Origin of the sequence: Variovorax guangxiensis (genome assembly GCF_003952165.1) — a bacterium.
GTDB lineage: Bacteria > Pseudomonadota > Gammaproteobacteria > Burkholderiales > Burkholderiaceae_C > Variovorax > Variovorax guangxiensis.
Genome location: NZ_RXFT01000003.1, coordinates 449438 through 468144, shown reverse-complemented (window position 1 = coordinate 468144; position 18707 = coordinate 449438). Strand labels below are relative to the sequence as shown.

19 protein-coding genes are annotated in these 18707 nt (G+C 64.6%); 7 read left to right on the top strand and 12 right to left on the bottom strand.

Translation table 11 applies throughout. The annotated features are described in order from the left end of the window. Positions 1 to 266 precede the first annotated feature (266 nt). The 3 genes from EJP67_RS10515 to EJP67_RS10505 are packed head-to-tail and all read left to right on the top strand — an operon-like array spanning position 267 to position 2342. Positions 267 to 506: a hypothetical protein gene (locus EJP67_RS10515; protein WP_126021637.1), complete on the top strand. Its 240-nt coding sequence runs from the start codon at positions 267 to 269 to the stop codon at positions 504 to 506. 59 nt (positions 507 to 565) lie between these two features. Continuing rightward, complete coding sequence (locus EJP67_RS10510; RefSeq protein ID WP_126021636.1) at positions 566 to 952, top strand: hypothetical protein; 387 nt, start codon at positions 566 to 568, stop codon at positions 950 to 952. A 52-nt stretch (positions 953 to 1004) separates the two neighbouring features. After that, positions 1005 to 2342: a S41 family peptidase gene (locus EJP67_RS10505; RefSeq protein WP_165909600.1), complete on the top strand. Its 1338-nt coding sequence runs from the start codon at positions 1005 to 1007 to the stop codon at positions 2340 to 2342. Positions 2343 to 2758: 416 nt separating this feature from the next. On the opposite strand, the gene EJP67_RS10500 is transcribed toward EJP67_RS10505, so the two are convergent. From EJP67_RS10500 to EJP67_RS33910, 9 genes are all read right to left on the bottom strand, one after another. Next, positions 2759 to 4918: a PDDEXK family nuclease gene (locus EJP67_RS10500; protein ID WP_126021634.1), complete on the bottom strand. Its 2160-nt coding sequence runs from the start codon at positions 4916 to 4918 to the stop codon at positions 2759 to 2761. Between the two features lie 219 nt (positions 4919 to 5137). Continuing rightward, positions 5138 to 5629 (bottom strand): HAD domain-containing protein, encoded by a 492-nt coding sequence (locus EJP67_RS10495; protein WP_126021633.1) that lies wholly within the window; start codon positions 5627 to 5629, stop codon positions 5138 to 5140. Then, the gene (locus EJP67_RS10490; RefSeq protein ID WP_126021632.1) at positions 5626 to 5841 is read right to left on the bottom strand and encodes an antitoxin Xre/MbcA/ParS toxin-binding domain-containing protein; all 216 of its coding nucleotides are present in this window, start codon (positions 5839 to 5841) and stop codon (positions 5626 to 5628) included. The genes EJP67_RS10495 and EJP67_RS10490 overlap by 4 nt, the downstream gene beginning before the upstream one ends. After that, a complete protein-coding gene (locus EJP67_RS10485; protein ID WP_126021631.1) occupies positions 5838 to 6668 on the bottom strand; it encodes a metallophosphoesterase in 831 nt (276 codons plus the stop codon). Before EJP67_RS10485 ends, EJP67_RS10490 begins: the two co-directional genes overlap by 4 nt. Next, positions 6665 to 7510 (bottom strand): metallophosphoesterase, encoded by an 846-nt coding sequence (locus EJP67_RS10480; protein WP_126021630.1) that lies wholly within the window; start codon positions 7508 to 7510, stop codon positions 6665 to 6667. The genes EJP67_RS10485 and EJP67_RS10480 overlap by 4 nt, the downstream gene beginning before the upstream one ends. After that, entirely contained in the window at positions 7507 to 7959 is a 453-nt protein-coding gene (locus EJP67_RS10475; protein WP_126021629.1) for an HAD domain-containing protein, read from the bottom strand. Before EJP67_RS10475 ends, EJP67_RS10480 begins: the two co-directional genes overlap by 4 nt. 85 nt (positions 7960 to 8044) lie before the next feature. Beyond that, a complete protein-coding gene (locus EJP67_RS10470) occupies positions 8045 to 8980 on the bottom strand; it encodes a metallophosphoesterase (protein ID WP_126021628.1) in 936 nt (311 codons plus the stop codon). A 553-nt stretch (positions 8981 to 9533) separates the two neighbouring features. Further along, positions 9534 to 9914: a hypothetical protein gene (locus EJP67_RS10465; RefSeq protein WP_126021627.1), complete on the bottom strand. Its 381-nt coding sequence runs from the start codon at positions 9912 to 9914 to the stop codon at positions 9534 to 9536. Between the two features lie 95 nt (positions 9915 to 10009). Continuing rightward, the gene (locus tag EJP67_RS33910) at positions 10010 to 10366 is read right to left on the bottom strand and encodes a hypothetical protein (RefSeq protein WP_240650590.1); all 357 of its coding nucleotides are present in this window, start codon (positions 10364 to 10366) and stop codon (positions 10010 to 10012) included. Positions 10367 to 10767: 401 nt separating this feature from the next. On the opposite strand from EJP67_RS33910, the gene EJP67_RS10455 reads away from it, so the two are divergent. Continuing rightward, positions 10768 to 11124, top strand: a complete 357-nt coding sequence (locus EJP67_RS10455) for a hypothetical protein (RefSeq protein ID WP_126021626.1) — start codon at positions 10768 to 10770, stop codon at positions 11122 to 11124. Between the two features lie 39 nt (positions 11125 to 11163). Here the strand turns inward: EJP67_RS10455 and EJP67_RS10450 are convergent, their stop codons facing one another. The 3 genes from EJP67_RS10450 to EJP67_RS10440 are packed head-to-tail and all read right to left on the bottom strand — an operon-like array spanning position 11164 to position 13757. Then, positions 11164 to 11565, bottom strand: coding sequence for a PaaI family thioesterase (locus EJP67_RS10450; protein WP_126021625.1), 402 nt, complete (start codon positions 11563 to 11565; stop codon positions 11164 to 11166). 34 nt (positions 11566 to 11599) lie between these two features. Beyond that, on the bottom strand, positions 11600 to 12298 hold the full coding sequence (locus EJP67_RS10445; protein ID WP_126021624.1) for an aspartate/glutamate racemase family protein: 699 nt from the start codon (positions 12296 to 12298) through the stop codon (positions 11600 to 11602). Between the two features lie 40 nt (positions 12299 to 12338). Continuing rightward, positions 12339 to 13757 (bottom strand): MFS transporter, encoded by a 1419-nt coding sequence (locus EJP67_RS10440; RefSeq protein ID WP_126021623.1) that lies wholly within the window; start codon positions 13755 to 13757, stop codon positions 12339 to 12341. 261 nt (positions 13758 to 14018) lie between these two features. On the opposite strand from EJP67_RS10440, the gene EJP67_RS10435 reads away from it, so the two are divergent. The 3 genes from EJP67_RS10435 (at position 14019) to EJP67_RS10425 (ending at position 18687) form a co-directional block, all read left to right on the top strand. Beyond that, positions 14019 to 15371: a dicarboxylate/amino acid:cation symporter gene (locus EJP67_RS10435; protein ID WP_126021728.1), complete on the top strand. Its 1353-nt coding sequence runs from the start codon at positions 14019 to 14021 to the stop codon at positions 15369 to 15371. Positions 15372 to 15455: 84 nt separating this feature from the next. Further along, entirely contained in the window at positions 15456 to 17318 is a 1863-nt protein-coding gene (locus EJP67_RS10430) for a sensor histidine kinase (RefSeq protein ID WP_126021622.1), read from the top strand. Positions 17319 to 17325: 7 nt separating this feature from the next. Next, complete coding sequence (locus EJP67_RS10425) at positions 17326 to 18687, top strand: sigma-54-dependent transcriptional regulator (protein WP_126021621.1); 1362 nt, start codon at positions 17326 to 17328, stop codon at positions 18685 to 18687. Positions 18688 to 18707 lie beyond the last annotated feature (20 nt).

The following is an 18707-nucleotide window of genomic DNA, read 5'->3' as shown; positions in this document are numbered from 1 at the left end:
CAGCCCGCCCGTGGACACGAGCGGGCCTTGCGACCGCCAGAGGCTCAGCTTCATATTGCCATCCTTACGGAGGCACAGGACTTCGCTGGCACTGGTTTTCGATAGGACGTGAGCTCGCCGCTCTCGAACCGACCTTGCGCCTTGTCCCTCACCGCCTGCTACTGTTTGAGAATCCGGAAAGTCATGAACCTTGCGTCCGAAAGAGTACTCAAGATCCAGTTGGTGCTGTTGAGGAGCGGTGCGCCGGGCACGGCACAATCGATCTCATGACGATGAAGGAGATGTTGTCCGACGAGGAGTTGGGAGCCCAGGCGGGCCAGTGGCGCAAGAGGGCGCTGCAAGGTGACCTCCACGCGCGCGGTATCGCGCACGAACTGGAGAGAGAGATGCGTCGGCGCTGCGGCGCCCCCAGCACGAACTACGACACCCTGGATCTGCGCTCGCTCGATCTGCGCACGGTGACGCAGCGCCGCTGGTGGTGGTTCTGGCGAGGCTCGGGATCGTGAGGCAACCCCTGGCTCGCCCCCTCCTCGGAGCTGCGCTGATTGGCGCCGTTCTTACCACCATGCCAGTTCTTGCTGTTTCGCGCGACTTGCCTCAGCCCATCGCGCCGGACAAGAGCGCGACCTTGACGGTGGCGGATTTCCTGCGCGGCTTGGAGGTGCTGAGCAAGATCGGACCTGTGCTTGCGGAACAAGACCCTGACTATGTCGCGGTCCGTCGCGGCTTGATTCGCATCGGGGAGTCCTATCGGGTGGACTACGAGAACGCCAAGAATGCAGGCAAGACACTCGACAGTTGCCCAGTCGGTGGCGTGAAGATGACCACCGATACGCTGGTTCCCTTCCTGCTGCGCCTGCCGCCCGAGCAGCGCTCGATGTCGATGGACAGGGCATTTCGCCTGCACATGCGCGAACTTTATCCATGCCCTGCCAAAGGCGAGACTCCCTGAAGTCGCCCGAATGCCACGTCCTGCGGGCCGCGGCGCTCCCTTCACCAGAGAGATGAAAGTCAAAGCAATGGATGTCTCGCGCAATCCCGGTTCGCAGAAAAGATGGCGATCCTCGTTGCTAACGGGCATGGCCATCCTTTTGGCCTCTGTAGGCCTCGCGCGCGCCACGCCTGCAAATGACGACGAAGACGCATATGAGCGCGTGGTCGCGTCACCTTCGTGGCGATCGTTCTCCCGGCTCGTCTCGCGGAACTACGTCAGGCCGATCAAGGCAGGGCAACTCGAAGCGAGTTGCAAGACGTCTGTCGCCAGTCAATCCAGCCAGGATCACGCGAGCCGGATCGAACGTTGCTTCCAGGCAGCCCTCGGAGGCCTGGACTCGACCTCCCACTACTTCAATGCGGCTGAATGGCGAGTCCTGCGAGGAGACACCCCGAACAAGCTGGCCGGCATCGGCCTCGAGATGAAAACCCACGCGGGTGGCGACGGTCTTGTCGAAGTCGTTTCACCCATCAAGGGTGCGCCAGCCGACAGGGCGGACCTGAGAGCGGGAGACTTGATCGTGTCGATCGATGGCACGTCGACCAGTTCACTCTCGCTGGCCCAGTCGGTCAATGCATTGCGAGGCGAAGCGGGGACGAAGACGACGCTGCAGGTGCGCAGGCCGGGTGTGCCTGAACTGCTCAAGTTCGTGGTAGCACGAGAGCCGATCAAGATGATGACCGTCGGATCGGCAAAGCTGCTCTCGCCTGGTGTCGGATATTTCCGGCTGCTCCAGTTTCAGGACCGCACACGCGGCGAGGTGCTTGCCGATGTCGCGAAGCTGGAAGCAGACAACGGTGGCCCACTGCACAGTCTCGTGCTCGACCTGCGCGATTCCCCTGGCGGGCTTCTGACGGCAACGGTGGGTCTTGCTGCGCTGTTCGTCAAACCGGGCGCCGTGGTCGTTCAAGTCTCAGGGCGAAACACTGCCATGAATCGAATCTACAGGGCCGTACCGGAGGACTACGCTGGCAACACCTCAGCACAGATCGACGCGCCAGCACGTCCCTCGCTGCAGTCGCTGCGCCTCGTTGTACTAGTCAATGGCAAGACGGGGGCCGGTGCGGAGGCGTTGGCCAAGGCGCTTCAGGAGTCGCGCAACGCCGTGGTGCTGGGACAGCCGACTTCTGGGCTGGCTTCAATCGAGACGATCATGCCCCTTGAATTCGATACCGCATTGAAACTCACAATGGGGGCCATGTCTTCCCCGAACGGGATGTCGTGGCAAGGCCGAGGGATCGTGCCGGACATCCTGGTGAGTGTCGATGAGCATGGAAAGGGAGAGCTTGGGGAGATCACGACGGACAAGCAACTCATGGCGGCGATCGCCCGTTTGAAACGTCCTTGAATACAGTCGATGTACTGGTTTGCGTGCCACTCTATCCAGACGATGCCCGACCTAGGTCATGTCAGAAGAGTATGAGAATGTCCGGCATCTCTCGGGGGAGACGATATGCCGATACGAAGAATCCCCAAGAATTACTTGGTGGTGACGGGGCGAGTGCACACGCGCCATTCGGATGAGATGCCGGAGTTCGAGTCGCTGCAGGAGAAGGACTATGTTCTTCTGCTGGGCCCTGACGATGACATCCTGAGATCGAAGTCCAGCCGGTGCGAATTCCGGTGAAAGGTGTACGCAACGGGTACCAGCGCCGAACCGCTGTCGAGAGGCAGTGTGCGTGGCCGCGGTGAAGTCGGAATGAAGTCCGTACGGAAGCTCTGTGAAACGATACTCACCGTCTTGCTTCGTGCAACCGCCGTTCCTTAGATCGAATCCCAAACAGCCTCTGCTTCAATCACGGCGATCAGTCGTTCGGCGGTGAAGCCGGATGGGTACAGCGAAAGCGCTGAAGTCGCGCTGGTATCTGGATATGTGTATTCGACGTCAGCGCCGGAAAAGATTCCGCTCGGATCGCGCAGTAAGCTCCTGTCGTCGCGCAGCGCAATCAAAAGTTCCTCGAGCGACAGCTTGAGAAATCCCGAGAATCTCTCGTGATCCTGTTCTATTGAGGTATCGACGATCCAGCCATGAATCGGCGGCGCGCCTCCAGACAATTCCAGTCCAAGGCAGTTCGCCAACTCGCCACCTTGCGCAAGCATCTCAAGCACAGCCGCCACCTTGCGTTGCAACTGTTGTCCCGCGCGCCTCAGTGTGGTTGTGGCGTGCAGCCACGCGTCGCGCTGCGACTTGCGGACGAACGTAGACTTCACCTCGATCACGAGAACGATGCTATCCCTGGCGCAGATCAGGTCGACCTCGCCGGCATTCCCATGCGTTTCGATCGGCGGGTGCCAGTTCCGCATCACCCTGAAATCCCGCGCCTCCAACGCCTCCCCAAGGCGCGCTTCGATGCGCTGCGTCTCTTCTCGTGCTTCGCCCCTCCGTGCACCAAGCCGGCGCAGGTTGTTGATCGCGGCGGTGCTGTTGTTCTGCATGCCGACGAGCCAAGGCAATTGCACCAGGCACTGTCCGAACTTCAAGATCGGCCGCTCAAACAGTTCGGGCAGCAAGCCGGCCTGCGAGCTGCGCACCTGCGCTGCCAACGAAGCCCAGTCACTCGTCCAAAAATCCAGAATGCGGGCCGCCATGCGAGGACTGCCTTGCGGCGTCTGGGGACTCACCGTCCACCCGGTGATGTGAGAAATCTTGGCTTCACGATCCGACCACGTGAGCGGCAGGCGGTTCTCCAGGGTCTGGCCGAGACCGCCGACGATGAGCTTCTCGAGCGCGGTCACCCAATCCGCCGACTCCTGAAGGTGTTTGACGTACTCGCCGATGAAATCGCGAAGGAAGAATGCCGACATCAGTTCCAGCGAGAGCAGTGCCTGGAACAAGTCGACCGAATCGCCCGCGTCCGTGGTCACGGCGTCTGCCACGCCGTAGACTTCCACCAACTGTAGCCGGGTGCGCATCGCGCGGATGTAGGCCAACCGGTTTGCCTCGTGGTTCTCAGGCCGTCCGATAGTGCGCGTCGCGATCTCCGAGCCGGCGAATTCGTCCAAAGCCCTGTAGAACCAGTACTCGTGCAATCGCGCCAGCTTGCGGCTGTCCCGCGACCATGCGGCGCGTGCAACAGGATCCGTTTCCTCGATCTCCAACACCGCTTCGTTGCGGAAAAACCGGATGCTGTCGTCGTAGCTGAATGCGTCGGCGGATCGGGAGACGAATTCGTTCAGTTCGATCTGCGCTTCCAGGAGCGCACCGAACGCGGCCCGCATTTCATGCGCGACAAGTGACTGCGCTTCCGAAGACGGCGACAGGAGCGGGGCGAGGTGCTCGGCCAGCGAGCGGCCGATGTCGGCCTCGTGCAGTTTCAGTGTGCTCTCGGGCGCGGTTGCGAGCTTCCACAGCAGGATGTCGTTGATGGCGTGCCAGGTGACCTCATCGGCGGAAACCGCACCATCCGACCGCGGCGACGGAGCAAGGCTGTGGGGCAGGATGTGCTCAAAGGCATGCAGGCTGGCATGGATCAGGAGATCGAACGGTGTCAGCACCCTCAATGCGCTCCTCGCATGCTCCAACGCCGCGAGTCGTTCACGGTGCGCCCACTCGAAGACGTCGAGCATCTTGCTAAGCTCCGCAACCTCCGGATGGACCCCGGCAATCTGGTCCAAATCCGTTCGGCGCGGGGAATGCTGGCAAAGGACTAGTCCAGAGTAGCGCACCGCATCGGACAAGACGCGGGGCGAGTCCGTGGCGATGCGCGCCAGGAGATTCACATTGGTAGTTCGCTCCTGCGCAAAGTACCGCGCCAGCGCCAACACCATCAGGTCCGATCTCCAGACCTCCGAGGGAAGTTCCTCCAGAAACGGACTTGACCAGAAATCAGCATCGCGCTCTGCCGAAGTGACCTTGTACTTGCCGCGAAGCTTGGGTTTCCCATCCAAATAGGCGCTGGCCGTTGCTTCTGCTGCGGTGTGCAAGGAAGCCCGAGCCGTCAACTGCTGCCGGAAGTATGGGTCGTAAAAGTTGGGCAATGAGCACAAAGCGAAGTCGCTTCCTATATCGACACGTCAATGTAGCGCTGTCGCACGTGGAGGTTCGACGGGATGAGAGGTCTCTATGCGCCGAAGTGGTGATGAAGCTTGAGCGCCGCAGCTTTCTTGAATCAAGCACAGTTCGCCAACAGATCCTATGGCGGTTCAACGGCCGGCCGCGAACCGAAGGAAATGCGAGCGCAGTTCCTGGAAGCTGTCCTGGTCGAACGCTCGCTTGGGATCGGTGAGCACGAGGCGCCTAAAGCCTGCTTCGAAGTGCGAAGCCCAGTCATCCAGCGCGACCCACTCTGAGCCGATGCGGCCGTTCCCCTCGAGCCAAGCCTGGATTTCCAACTGGCGCCGATGGTGGACGACCGCATCGGGGTCGATCTGCGGCGTGGCCCCGATGATCCGGTGCCGGATGTCATCGCTGAAATACTGCTGCAGTTGCTCGACGCTGTCAGCGAGTCGCCAATCAGAAGAGATAACGACATCGACAGACCTGAACTCCCGAAGCAGCTCTTCCAGCAACGGCAAATGGCTGAAGAACCTGCTGCTGAACGTGTAGTCGATGTTGAGGGGATGCAGAACCCCATCTACGTCCAGGAACAGCAGGTCGCTGGAGCCGCCAGTGCGGGACGCGTGGAGGGATGTCATCCAACAAACCCGGCCTGGAAAGACTCAAGGAGATTGAGCACATCGGCGGCTCCCCCCTCGGCTACCAACGACTCGGCGGTCCTGCAATCAAACAGCGGGAGAGGCTCGTTCCTGTACCAGAGGATGGCCGCCTCGAGGTCCCCACCCGCGACCGCGGTCGCGGCAGCCAGCACTTTCTGGATCGTGCGGGTAGAGGACGGGATGTCGCTCATAGCTCGACCACCAGCTCTGGGTTGAACTGCTTGTTTTCGGGGTCTCGGCCATGCTGCAAGTACCCCCGAGGGTTGCACACCACCCGGCAGTCGCCGACCCGGTAGTCGTGGCTCTCGTGGAGGTGCCCGTGGACCCATAGCGATGGAACTTCGAAGAAGGAGTCCGGAAGCTCGCTCACGAAGGCCGGGGATAGCCAGTTGGACTGGTAGTGCGGCGCGAGCGAGTTTCGGTGCGGGGCATGGTGGGTCACGACCACCGTTGGTCCCGCAAAGGGCTCCGCCAGTTTCTGGGCCAGCCAGGCACGGTCGCTCAAGTGGAGCGCTCGGGTGTCCTCGGGCGTCAGGCGGCGTTTCTTGGGCTTGGCTGCCGCCGGTGCCTCGGAAGGCGCTGTCACCTCGGCCCATCGGATGGACGAGTAGTCGTTGAGATGGACCTTGGCGGCCCTCATGGCCCGCTCGGCGCCGACCAGAGGTCCCGCCTTGGTCTGGATTGGCAGTTCGAAATCGGTCCACAAGGTGCAGCCCAGGAACCTGACGCCGGCGATCACGACCTCGCCTGGCGCCAGGAGGTGCACGTTGCACGCCTTTGCAGTCAACGCCATCTCCTTGAGAGACGTCTGGAAAACGCCCTGGTAGAACTCGTGATTTCCCGGCACGAAGACGATCGAGCCCGTATCCCCGAAAGTGTCTGCCCGCCGGGCCCAACGCATGGCCTTGGAGCCGGGCACGAAGATGTCCCCGGCAAGGATCACGACGTCGTAGTCGATCTTCGGGGCGTTGAAGACGCCGAACTCGAGATGCAGGTCCGAAAGGATGAGCAGCTTCACGAGTCCTCACCTCCAGTAGTATTTTGCACATCGATGACCAGTTCAGGATCGAACGCTTTGTTCTCGATCCTGCCGCTCCAGTTCACATAGCCGCGCGGATTGCACACGATTCGGCAAGAGCGGACTCGATAATCGAGTTGCTGATGTGTGTGGCCGTGCACCCAAAGCACGGGTACATCAAAGAAGGTTTCCGGAAGCTCGGTGACGAAGGCGCCTGAGGACCAGTCATCGGCGTAGCGCTGCGCCAGTGAGCCGCGGTGAGGTGCATGGTGCGTCACCACCACTGTCGGTCCGGCGAACAATTCCGAAAGCTTCTCACGCAGCCAGGCGCGCTGTGCCTGATGAATCCGCCGCGTATCGGCCGCCTGAAGCTTTCTTCCCTGCTTGTCACGCCAGGTATCAGGTTCTGCGGATTCATCGACCGTGCGGATCAGCGCGTAGTCGTTCAGCAGATTGGTCGCCATCTTCATGGCACGCCCGACATCGCTGATCGGACCTTCAGATGTCTCGATGGCGAGCTCGAAGTCGGTCCACAGCGTCGCGCCGAGAAATCGCACGCCGTCGATCACCAACTCGTCACCGTCGAGCAGATGAACATTGGTTCCTTCGGCTTCGCGGCGTGCTTCAGTCAGCGTCGTGTCGAGGCGACCATCGTAGTACTCGTGATTTCCCAACAGATAAATCACAGGCCTACCGTGAAAGCGATCCACTGCCCACTGGACAGCGCGCTTGGCCGGGGAATGAATGTCGCCGGCGAGGATGACAGCATCGAACTCGAGATCCGGCACCGGCTCGAAGGGCGCGAACTCGAGGTGAAGGTCGGAGAGGATCAACACTTTCATGGGGATGCCCCTTCAAAGCGCGCGCGAAGCTCCGCACTGGCTTTGTCGTCAAAGCCCACGAACGAGTTGCACATCACCAAATGATCCCTGCAGTGATCGAACTGCCAATGGGCATCGTCGAGCGCGACCCAGGGCTTGTCGACTGCATCGTGAAGCTGGAGCCAGGCGAGGATTTCTCCTTCACGCGGCCTGTACGGCGGAGGAAGTCCGCACCCCGGGTACGGGGTCATCCCCAGGATACGAGCTCGAATGTCACTGGAGAAGGGCTTCATCAATGTCTTGTAGCGGAGATGCTCGCGCCAAGACGAACTGATCACGATCTTCACGTGCGGGAATTCGCGCAGCAGCGCCTCCAGGCGCGGCAGGAAGCAGAAGTCGACGCCACCATTGAGGATGTGATCCTCCCCTTCGGGATGAAGCACGCCGTCGAAGTCGAGAAAGAGGATCACCCTGGACCTCCCAATCCATGCCCACCCAGCGACCACGCCAGGAGCGAGCTCATGTCGAAGGCGAGGAGCGGTACCGCGACGGTCCTCATACGACACCGCCGTATTGAATGGCATTGAGCATTGAGCGCACCTTTTCCGAACCGCCCCCGGCAGCTAACGCCGCAGGTGTTTGGCCATCAAGCTGTTCGTGCGGCTTGTCCAACCAGACCTGGGCCTCCGCGCCGAACACCTGGGTTGCGAGCTCCAGCAAATCTTGAGGCGGACTTCCCAACCTAGTCTCCCTCTGCGGATCTAGCGGCCACGCCAGGTGCGAGCCCATGTCGACGCCGAAGGCGCGGAACGGTGCTGCAGCACTTTGCATCCCTTCTGCGAGATAGTCGATGCTCTGGTGATGGTGGCCATGGACCACCAACTGGACACCAAGTGTTTCGGCGAGTTCGTCGATCGCCTGCCAGCCGTGCGGATGCACGGCCGGCGCCTCGTGCGTCACCAGGATGTTGGCGGGCCCGCTCCGCAGCAACTGCTGGAAGTCGTCGGGGAAGATGGTGGAGCGATGCCGGCGACCAATGCCGTCTCGCCACCGCTCTTCGCGGCGCGTGGACCGACGCAACGCGTCGGCCGAGACGCATGCCGCTTCGTTGATCGGACGCCGCGGATCCCAGATCTTGCCGCGGAAGATGCCTCCCAGGCCTGCGACTCTGTACCCGGCGATCTCGACGACCCGCCCGTGCAGGTTGCGGCCCGCGAGCTCCGACCCCCACAGGTTGTCGTAGTCGGCGTCGGAGTCTGTGTCATGGTTCCCGTGGATGAACCAGAGCTCGGTGAGAGCCAGGATCGGCTGCAGCTCGATGTGCAGAGGTTGGCGCGCCTGGATGTCGCCCAGCAGCACGATCGCCTTGGGCCGGAAGCACTCGACTGCGGCGATCACGGGGGTGAAGTCGCCGTGCGGATCGCCGAAGATCAGGATCTCGGGGCTAGCACTTGCACGCGGGAGAGGAAAGAGTTGCTTTGGGCTGACCATTCTGGGCTCCTGGATGGAGCCGAATTTGTCAGCTCCTGGACTGGGGAACGAGGATGAGGCGAGGCGATATCGCCGCTGCTATCCGGTTCGAGGTTCGGGTCGAGATCCGCGAACATATGGCCATGCGCACAGCCGCGCCCGCGTCGGATGCGGCGCGTTGGGTGGTTGCGGCTGAGAAGTTCAACATGGCGTTCGGAGACAAGTCTTGAGGGAGCGTTTTCGTCAAGCTCATCTTAGCGTTGACCACTGCATTCGGGCAATCACCATTGCGGGGCCATTGAGGGGAACTGCGAGGGTCAAGCTTTATGCCAACTTATGGTGGTGATGTTGGCGATCATGCCAACTTATGGGTTCCCACGCGTGTTGGTAGTCTCCAACGCGATGCGTAGACCCTGTTCAAAGCCGCGTGGGAGCTACTGGTTGCGCCAAGTTATGCCGGCGCAGCGAGCATATTTATGGGTTAGACGGCACGGAATCAGGGGCTTTTCAGTTTGTGCTGCTTCAGCAGCTTGGCCAGATCGCCAGATGTTCGCCCGCGCGGGCTTTTCTTCAACTAACCGTTGGCGAAGATGTCCCCATACCCCTGGAAGACCCAGCGATTTCCGCTTTGCGTACAGATCCCGGTGAACTCGTTGTTGACCCCGCGCGACCAGAAGTGGAGCCCGAGTCGCCCGCGATACAAGATGATCTGTGCCAGATCGGCATCGATCTCACCGAGCCGGGCGACCATCTCGTCGATCTGCGGCAGCACAGCCTCCAGTGTCGGCATGACCTCGCGTTCAAGCGCCTCCTGATCCACGGCATACACCTGGATCGTGAGCTCGTCCGATGTACCGCGGTACAGATCGCAATCGAACTGCACGCGGCCTTCATCGTCTCGATGGTCGTCCGCCTGGTGGAAGCCTTGAAGTCGCAGTTCGGCGAGATAGTCCATCGGCGGTTGCAGGGTTCGTTCATGAAACCGCTGACGGAGCGGTGGATGCGGAAGCATATCCAAGGGCTGGAGCTCTCGCCGGAGCCGATCCATATCTAGGTCGAACAACTCTCCCACAGAACCTCACGCAGAGAGCTGATCGTGCCGTCCGCAACCTCGATGCGCCGATGCAGAGCCTCGTTGATCAGCCGGACCAGCGCGCCGAGTTCGGAGCGCGTCGGGCAGAGCTCTTCGCAGTCGGTCACCTGCAACGGCGCGATGAGCTTTTCGAGGCACGCGTATGCGCTGTGCACGTCGCGGATGCTGGTGATGTCGTCGCCTGCCTGCAGCGCGAATGCTTCGGGGCCGTCTTGAGGGAATGACTTCGACGGCGCGCCGGAGGGCGCAGCGGGTTCTTCGTTGGAATGAGGGAGCGAGGATGTGCGCGTGAATGCGCGAGCGGATCTAGCCATGAATGGCCTCCAAGAGCTTCGGTTTGCAAAAGCCGACGCACTCGCTGCTAAACGGGGGCGGCGGCTCGAACGGGTTAGCAGACCGGGAAGCTCTTGCGAGAACCGGCAGGGCGCGAGCCCTCCCATCCGAGCCGCCAAAAACTGGAGGCGCGAACGACAAAGCCGCAGATCCTGCGGAAGAACCTGCGGCGTGCGTCGCAGAGCTTCTTCGGGCTGCTAAACCCGGTCACGCCTTCTTTTGACGTGACGAAGGCAGTATAGCCAGCGGGCTTTTCGCAGCCGCCCATCGAGGTAGCGTGACATTTAGGAACGTTCTTCACCGTCCCGATGTGCGCCACACCGTGCAGCCAGGCGTTGGAAGCGCATCAGGGCAGCTTCTTGCCCTTCAGGAGATGAAAGAAATGGCTTTCCCCAAATCCACGCTCAAGCTGGTCGCCGCAGGTTTCCTCGCCGCCGGCGCCTTGTTCGCCGCCGCATCCGCCAACGCGGGCACGAGCTGGTCCGTAGGCATCAACGTACCCGGCGTGGTCGTGACCGAGCCCGCACCGGTTTACTACGAGCCGGCACCCGTGTACTCGCGGCCGGCACCGACCTACTACCAGCCGGCCCCGGTGTATTCCGCTCCGGCGCCTGTCTATTACGAGTCCGGACCCAGCTGGGAAGAACGTCGTGCGCAGCGCTGGGAAGAGCGCCGCGAGTGGCGCCGCCGCCAGTGGGAGCGCGAGCAGCATCGCCGCTACTACGAAGACCGCTATTGAGATCGAGCGAATGCGCAGCCGCTGACGCGGCAGTGCACCTCAGTCGAGCACCAGCTGCGTCTGCGTGACGACAGCGCACAGCTTGCCGTCCGCGTTGGTTACCGAGGTCTGCCACACCTGAGTCGTGCGCCCGCGATGCAGTGCCACGCTGGTGCCGGTGACCGTGGTGCCCACGCGCGCTCCGGCGATGAACTTGGTGCTCGAATCTGTCGTCGTCGTTCGCTTGCCTTCGGGCAGGTTGACGATGGTGCCGACCGCGCCCAGGGTGTCCGCGAAGGCCATGTAGGCGCCGCCGTGGAGGATGCCGCCGGCGGTGCACAGGTCGGGCCGCACTTCCATTAGCGCGACCACGCGCTCGGGCGCCAGCTCTGTGAGCCGCACGCCCATGAGGCCGGGGAAGATGGTGTCCAGCAGCTTCTGCATCGCGGCGATGTCTGGCATGAATGTCTCCTTGCTTGTATCGAGGAGCGAAGGCTCAGCCCGTGGTAGTAGCGCGCCGCAGCGCCGCGCGGGCCAGCAGACGTGTCGAGTCCAGCGTGGGCAGTGATGAGTTGCCGTCGTTCAGCACCAGCGGCAACTCGGTGCAGCCCAGCACGACGGCATCGCAGCCGCGCGCCTTCAGCCCGTCGATCATCCGCCGCAGCACGTCGGTGGACTCCGGCTTCATCACGCCGCGCACCAGCTCGTCCATGATGATGCGGCCCATCGTCGCGCGCTCCTCGGTGCCTTGCCGCACGGCCTCGAGTCCGGCTGCCGACAGCGCCTGCGGATAGACCTCGCTGTTCACCAGCCAGTGCGTGCCCAGCACGCCCACGCTGCGGAAGCCGCGCGACACGGCCTCGGCCGCAACGACTTCGGCGATGTGCAGCCAAGGCCGTGGCGACTTCGGAAGCACCAGGTGCATCGCCTGGTGGATGGTGTTGTCGGGGCAGATAAGAAAGTCGGCGCCGGCCGCCGCGAGCTTGTCCGCCGACGACAGCATCAGCTGCGCGACGCCGCCCAGGTCGCCGCGGTCCAGGCAATCCACGTACGCCGCGAGCGAATGCGTGTGCATCGAAACCTCCGGATGGGCATGCGCGTGGCCCATGTGGCTCGCGCCTTCGACGCACAGCGTGCGATAGCAGAGCGCAGCGCCTTCGGCCGAGCAGCCGACGATGCCGATGTGAAGTGGCATGAAGCGAATCTCCGTCAAGGAAAGGCAGCGGACGATGTTCTCACGCCCTGCGCGACACCGCCACGCCTGCATGGCGGTCGAGCCGCAGCATCATCAGCGTCGCGATGGCCATCAGCAGGCCGACCACGTACCAGGCGTGGTGGAAATCGACCAGCTCCACGGCCGCCGCGCCGCGCAGCGCCTGCGATGCGCCGAGCACCATCGCGCCCAGCGCCACGCCGAGCGCGAGTGACACCTGCTGCAGCATGGTGCCGAGCGTGCTGGCGCCCGCGCGGGTCTCGTCGGGCACGTCGGCAAAGGCCAGCGTGTTGATGGCGGTGAAGTTCATCGAACGCGCCATGCCCGCCACGAAGAGCAGCACGCACATCCACGGCAGCGGGTCGCCGGGCGACAGCAGCGCGCAGCCGAACAGCGTGGCGGCGCAGATCGCGCCGTTCACCGTCAGCACGCGGCGAAAGCCGAAGCGCCGCAGCACCGCGGTGGTGGCGCTTTTCATCACGAGGTTGCCGGCCATGTAGACCAGCAGCATCGAGCCGGCCTGGAAGGCACTCATGCCGAAGCCGATCTGGAACATCAGCGGCAGCAGGAAGGGCGATGCGTTGATCGCGACGCGCGAGATGAAGCCGGCCGTCGCGGTGGCCAGCGCATAGGTCGGCACCGCCAGCGCGCGAAGGTCGAGCAGGGGCGTCGCCACGCGGCGCGCATGGTGCACGGCGGCCATGGTGGCCACCACGCCGGCGGCCAGCAGGCCGAGCGTGGCGGCCGAGCCCGGCTGCGGCCCGCCCAGCCGCGTGAGGCCCTCGACCAGCGCGGCCAGCGCGATGGCGGTGAGCACGAAGCCGGCGGCGTCGAAGCGCACCGGTGCCGTGTCGGCCCGGCGCGGAAAGAGCCGCATGATCAGCCACAGGCCGGCGAGGCCCAGCGGCACGTTCAGCAGGAAGATCCAGTGCCACGAGGCATGCGTGGCGATGAGCCCGCCCAGCGGCGGCCCGATCACCGGCGCGATGAGCCCCGGCCAGGTGATGGTGCCGATGGCCTCGATCAGCCGGTGCTTCGGCGTCTCGCGCAGCACCACCAGCCGGCCCACCGGCGACATGAAGGCGGCCGCCGCGCCCTGCAGCACGCGCGCCGCGACGAAGAATTCGAAGCTCGGCGCGAGCCCGCAGGCCAGCGAGGCGAGGGTGAAGGTGCCGACCGCCAGCGCGAACACACGCCGCGCGCCGAAGCGCCCCGCGCACCAGCCGGCGGCAGGCACCAGCGCCGCCATCGCGATCAGGTAGACCGTCACGCCCAGGCTCGCGTCCAGCGCGCCGATGCCGAAGGCCGCCCCGATGGCCGGCAGCGCCGTGACGATGACGGTGGCGTCCAGCGTCTCCATGAAGAAGGCGGCCGCCACGGTGAGCGCGATGCGCCTGGAGGCGCTTTCCGTGGCCGCGGCAGGCTGGGCGTTGTCGTTCATGCGCCGAGTCTGACACCGCCGGGTGTTTAGGGTTTACCCGGAGTTAACGATCCGGAAGGTCGGACGGGGCCGGTCGGCGGCATCCGGATCGTCGGCGGGGCGCCTCGCGCCGCGTGAAGAAAAGCCCCGTGAAATCAAGGACTTAGGGCGCGCCCCAGCCCTTGCCGGCCGTGGCATGTCGATTGCTGAACCACCGGCCGGCCGTGCGCCCCTCATGCGGGGCTCGGTCACGAACCTGGAGACAAACCAATGAGCACTCCCATGGAACACCAGACCGCCCCCAAACCCTTCTACAAATCCCTGTACTTCCAGGTCATCACGGCCATCGTGCTGGGGGTGCTCCTGGGCCACTTCTATCCCGACACCGGCGCTTCGATGAAGCCGCTGGGCGACGGCTTCATCAAGCTGATCAAGATGATCATCGCGCCGATCATCTTCTGCACGGTGGTGGTCGGCATCGCCGGCATGGAGGACATGAAGAAGGTCGGCAAGACCGGCGGCATGGCGCTGCTGTATTTCGAGATCGTCAGCAGCATCGCGCTCATCGTGGGCCTGGTGCTGGTGAACGTGCTCAAGCCCGGCGCGGGCATGAACGTCGACGTGAGCCTGCTCGACACCAAGAGCATCGCGGCCTACACCGGCCCGGGCAAGATGCAGAGCACCACCGACTTCCTGCTCAACATCATTCCCAACACCGTGGTCGACGCCTTCGCCAAGGGCGAGATCCTGCAGGTGCTGCTGATCGCCGTGATGTTCGGCTTCGCGCTGCACCGCTTCGGCGGCCGCGGCACGCTGGTGTTCGACGTGATCGAGAAGGGCTCGCACGTGCTCTTCGTGATCGTCGGCTACATCATGAAGGTCGCGCCCATCGGCGCTTTCGGTGCCATGGCCTTCACCATCGGCAAGTACGGCGTGAGCTCGCTGCTGCAGCTCGGCCAGCTGATGGCCACCTTCTACGCCACCTGCCTGCTGTTCATCTTCGTGGTGCTGGGGCTCATTGCGCGATTCCACGGCTTCAGCATCTGGAAGTTCATCAAGTACATCAAGGAAGAGCTGCTGATCGTGCTGGGCACCTCGTCCAGCGAATCGGTGCTGCCGCGCATGATGGCCAAGATGGAGAACCTGGGCGCGAAGAAGTCGGTGGTCGGCCTCGTGATTCCGACCGGCTATTCGTTCAATCTCGACGGCACTTCCATCTACCTGACGATGGCGGCCGTGTTCATCGCGCAGGCCACCAACACCGACATGACGCTGACGCAGCAGCTCACGCTGCTGGCGGTGCTGCTGCTGACCTCGAAGGGCGCGGCCGGCGTGACGGGCAGCGGCTTCATCGTGCTGGCGGCCACGCTGTCGGCGGTGGGGCACGTGCCGGTGGCGGGGCTGGCGCTCATCCTGGGCATCGACCGCTTCATGTCGGAAGCCCGCGCGCTCACCAACCTGATCGGCAACGGTGTCGCCACCCTCGTGGTCGCCAAGTGGACGGGCGACCTCGACACCGTGCGCATGAACCAGCACCTGAACCAGGAAAGCACGGCCGAGGCCGACGAGCCCGAGCGCGTGCTCGACGCCACCGAGACACACATGCCCGCCAGCGGCGCGCGCCAGGCTTCCTGATTTTTTTCCGCTCCCTCCGGCCCCGCCTGGGGCCATCGGGCTGCCACTAATGCGGGCGGCCCGGCCTTGTGCAATAACGGGCCCATGAATCCAAGGGAGCCGGCCCGGCGTCTAGACCCACACTCCGACCAGGCGACGAGAGGATGGCGCGGCCTGCCCCGATGGGGCGGCGCGCTGGCCCTGGTGGCCGTGGCCGCCTTCGCGGGCTACCAGGTCGCGATGCAGACCGGCCTGGCCCGGCTGCGCGAAGCGGCCGACCACCGGCTCGACATGCTCGCCACCGGCCTGGACGCCGACCTCGCCCGCTTCGACTACCTGCCCGCGCTGCTGGAGATGACGCCCCTGGTTCCGGCCCTGCTCGGCACGCCGTCGGACATGCGGCTGCGCGATTCGGTCAACCGCTACCTCGACGGCGTCAACGCCGCGGCCGGAGCGGAAATGCTCTACGTGCTCGACGCTTCCGGCACCTCGCTGGCGGCTTCCGACTGGGACAAGCCCGGCACCACCGTGGGCCAGGACCTGTCGTTCCGCCCCTACGTGATCGACGCGCTGGGGCAGGGCAGGGGCCGCTTCTACGGCGTGGGCATCACCAGCAAGAAGCCGGGCTACTACCTGTCGTATGCCTTGCGACGCGGGCAGGCCTCGCGCGGCGTGGTGGCGGTGAAGATCAACCTCGAGGAAGCCGAGCGCGCCTGGCGCAAGCTGCCGGGCGACGTGGCGCTGATCGACCAGCGCGGCGTGGTCATTCTCTCGACGCGCGAGGACATCAAGTTCAGGCCGCTGCTGCCGCTGGACGCACTGCAGCGCGCCGAGGTGCTGCGCTCGCGGCCCTACGGCGAGGCCGCGCTGCAGCCGCTGCAGTGGACGCAGAAGGAGTCGCTCGACCGCGACGTGCAGGTGATCTCGCTCGACGGCGTCGATCAGCTCGCCTCGGCCCGAACCCTGCGCGGCGCGCCGTGGCAGCTGGTGGTGCTCGACAACCTCGCGCCGCTGCATGTGGCAGCGCGCAACGCGGCCATCACCGCCGGCCTCGCGATGACGGTGCTGCTGCTGGTGGCCGTGGCGCTGTGGCAGCGGCGCCGCGCCGTGCGCCAGAAGCTGGCCAACCAGGCCGCGCTGCAGGCGGCGCACGACACGCTCGAATCGACCGTGGCCGCGCGCACCGCGCAGCTTCGCGCGGCGCAGGGCGAGCTGGTGCATGCCGGCAAGATGGCGGCGCTGGGGCAGATGTCGGCCGGCGTGGTGCACGAGCTCAACCAGCCGCTCACCGCGATGCGCACGCTCTCGGAAAGCGCCGCCATCCTGCTCGACAAGAACCGGCTCGAAGACGTTCGCGGCAACCTCGAGCGCATCCGCGGCATGGTCGACCGGCTCGCGCGGCTGACCTCGCAGCTGCGCACCTTCGCCTACAAGAGCGAGCTGCCGCTGGCGCCGGTGCTGTTGTCGCACGCGATCGCCGACGCGCAGGTGATCGTGGCCGAGGCTTCGCGCAAGCAGCGCGTCACCATCGAGGTCGACGTGCAGCCGCCCGCGCTGAGCGTGATGGCGGAGGAGGCCGCGCTCGGCAGCGTGCTCGCCAACCTGATGCGCAACGCCATCGACGCGATGCAGGACGCGCCGGTACGCAAGCTGCGCCTGGAAGCACGGCCGAAGGAGGGCCGTGTGCTGCTGTCGGTGACCGACACCGGCCCGGGCATTGGCCCGGACATCCTGCAGCGGCTGTTCGAACCCTTCGTCACCGGCAAGGCGGCGGGGTCGGGGCTGGGACTGGGGCTCGTGATCTCGGCACAATTGGTGCGGTCCATGGACGGCACGCTGCGCGCGGCCAACCTGGACGGCGGCGGGGCATGCTTCGTCGTCGACCTGCCGGCGGCGATTGCCGTGATCCACGACAGCAGCAGCAACCCGCCGGTTGCCGACGCCCTTTCCATTGCACAACAGGAGTGATCCCCAAGTGAGCGAAGCCCCTGCCATCCGGGTGATGCTGATCGAGGACGACGAAGACGTCCGCGTCAGCACCACCCAGGTGCTGACCCTGGCCGGTTTCGAAGTCGAGTCCTTCCCGAGCGCCGAGCGCGCCCGGGCGCACATCACGTTCGGCGTGCCGGCGGTCGTCATCAGCGACGTGCGCCTGCCGGGCCTGAGCGGCACCGAGTGGCTGCCCGAGCTGCGCGGCGTCGACCCCGAGCTGCCGGTGATCCTGGTCACCGGCCACGGCCACATCGCGATGGCCGTGCAGGCCATGCGCGAGGGCGCCTACGACTTCATCGAGAAACCCTTCAGTTCCGAACGGCTGGTGGCCATCGTTCGCCATGCCATCGAGCGGCGGCAGCTCAGCCTGCAGGTGCGCGCATTGCGCGACGCGCTGGAGAACTGGCAGGGCATCCAGTCGGTGCTGATAGGCCGTTCGGCGCAGATGCAGCAGGTGCGCCAGACCGTGAAGACGCTTGCCGAAACGTCGGCCGACGTGCTGGTCTATGGCGAGACCGGCACCGGCAAGGAGCTGGTCGCGCGCTGCCTGCACGACCACAGCGCGCGCCGGCGCCAGCATTTCGTGCCGCTGAACTGCGGCGGGCTGCCCGAGTCGCTGGCCGAGAGCGAGCTCTTCGGCCACGAGGCCGGCGCCTTCACCGGCGCGAGCCGCATGCGCGTGGGCAAGTTCGAATACGCCAGCGGCGGCACGCTCTTTCTCGACGAGATCGAGAGCATGCCGATGGCGGTGCAGATCAAGCTGCTGCGCGCGCTGCAGGAGCGCAGCATCGAGCGCATCGGCTCCAACAAGACCATTCCCTTCGACTGCCGCGTGGTGGCCGCGAGCAAGGATGACCTCAAGGCCATGAGCGACCAGCAGAAGTTCAGGGCCGACCTGTATTACCGCCTGGGCGTGGCCTTCATCGAGCTGCCGCCGCTGCGCGAGCGCCGGGAAGATATCCCGCTGCTGTTCGAGCATTTCACGCTCCAGGCCGCGACCCGCTACGACCGGCCCGCGCCGCTGCTGAGCAACGCGCAGCTGGCCGACCTGATGGCCTACGCCTGGCCCGGGAATGTGCGCGAGCTGCGCAACGTGGCCGACCGTTTCGTGCTGGGGCTCCTGGGGGAGCGCCTGACGCAGACGCATGGCAGCGCGCAAGGTGTGCCGGCTTTGCCGCGGGGTCTGCCGCAGCAGGTGGAATCGTTCGAGCGCGCGGTGATCGTCGAGGAACTGCGGCGCCAGCGCGGCGACCAGCCCGCCACGGCCGCCGCCCTGGGCATCGCGCGGCAGACGTTGCACGACAAGGTGCGCAAGCTCGGGCTGACGGTCGACGAGTTCAAGTAGGGCTGCAGCCGCGTCCTGCG